This is a genomic window from Actinomadura sp. HBU206391 (assembly GCF_014323665.1).
Classification (GTDB): Bacteria; Actinomycetota; Actinomycetes; order Streptosporangiales; family Streptosporangiaceae; genus Actinomadura_C.
Window position 1 is genome coordinate 1 of record NZ_JABVEB010000545.1, and the last position, 1,410, is coordinate 1,410.

The window sequence follows — 1,410 nt, forward strand, 5'->3', positions numbered from 1 at the left end:
GGAGCCGGGAGGTGAGATTCCTCCCGGCCACCCGACAGGCTAGAGGCCAGAAGCGTTGATGGCATGCGGCTGCTGCTCTTCACAACCGCCCCGTCGTGCCCGTTGCGTGCCCGTCAGGATGGTGATCAAGGGGGAAGCTCAAACCACGGTTACTCAGGGACAGACGACCGGTGAATCTACAGGTCAGCGACCAAGATTCGGACAGACCTCGTCTTGTCTCCTTGGGTCTGAGGGTGCCCTAGGCCCATGGGTGTTGGGGCCCTCGGTTGAGGCTTTGGGCTCTGTTCGAGTGTGGTTGAGATCACTAGCGTGGCGGCATGGTGATATGTGCAGAGTCACCACGTGGTGACAGAGGCGAAGGTTCGGTGGGTCACCTCGGCGTGGTTCTGCTCATCGCCGGGGTCGTGGCCGCCGTGGTGGGGTCGGGAGTGGGGGACTCGGTCGTAGGTTCCACGAAGTCGGCGTTGTGCCGGGTCGAGCAGTCTATGGCCGGTTGCCGGGAAGCTGGTGGTCCGGTCGCGGCGCCTATTCCCGCTCGGAGCGGGAGTGGGGGTGTCAGGGCGGTGCGCCCAGGTGGCGGCGGGGCGGCCGTACCACGGCCGTCGCCGTCAGCGCCCAGCGGGCGGTGGGTGCCGCCCGAGCTAGAAGAGCCCTACGATCCGGCGAGGCCTCCGTCGGCGATCCAGCGGGAGGACGAGGCCCTGATCAATGGAACGAGGACCGGGGCGTCGCTCAAGCGGGCATTCGAACAGAGCGGCATGCAAATCCGATACCACTGGAAAAACCCGGATCTACCCTACCACGATAGCGAGGATAACACTTCTGGTTGGCGATTTATAGACGCCTCGGAAAGTCGGCTAGAGCGGCTTCGGACATACACTCGCGTCATGTTCAACACAGCTCGTAACGAGATGTACAAAGACTTGCCGCATCCGCGAAGCGTCGATCGTGCTCAGTGGGTCGACGCCGCTATGCGCCGCTATGGCGAGCTGGAGGCGGACGAGTATCTTCTCAATGAAGAGCTGTACAAAGCGATCGGCCATGACACAGAGTCTGCTGTTGATCGGTTTACCGATGAGAGCGTCACGACCGAGCAGGAGCGTCGCCGGTCGAAGAAGCTTCCACCCATGACCGAAAAAGACGAGCGGGCATTTCGCGAGAAAAAATTCAAGGAAGCCTTGATGGCTTCCGATCATACTCCAGGAACCTTTGAACATGAATGGGAGCAGGCCCAAGAAAAGTGCATTCTGATCGTCTGCTGGGTGCCTCGAGAACTTCCAGAGTGATGGTGGCGAGGAGACTTGCTGGGAGTAGGCTGAGCCCGGATCCACCGGCCTGATTCCGGAGTGATCGTTTGGGCTGGCTGGTGGGGTCGGTGGGTGTGAGGGTGTGATGGAGCCGCTGGTCTGT

Annotated in this window: 1 protein-coding gene; it reads left to right on the forward strand. The window is 61.5% G+C overall.

The window, feature by feature from the left end; genetic code table 11:
- Positions 1-887 precede the first annotated feature (887 nt).
- Positions 888-1,286, forward strand: coding sequence for a hypothetical protein (locus HKK72_RS39290; protein ID WP_187239436.1), 399 nt, complete (start codon positions 888-890; stop codon positions 1,284-1,286).
- The last annotated feature ends 124 nt before the right edge of the window (positions 1,287-1,410 follow it).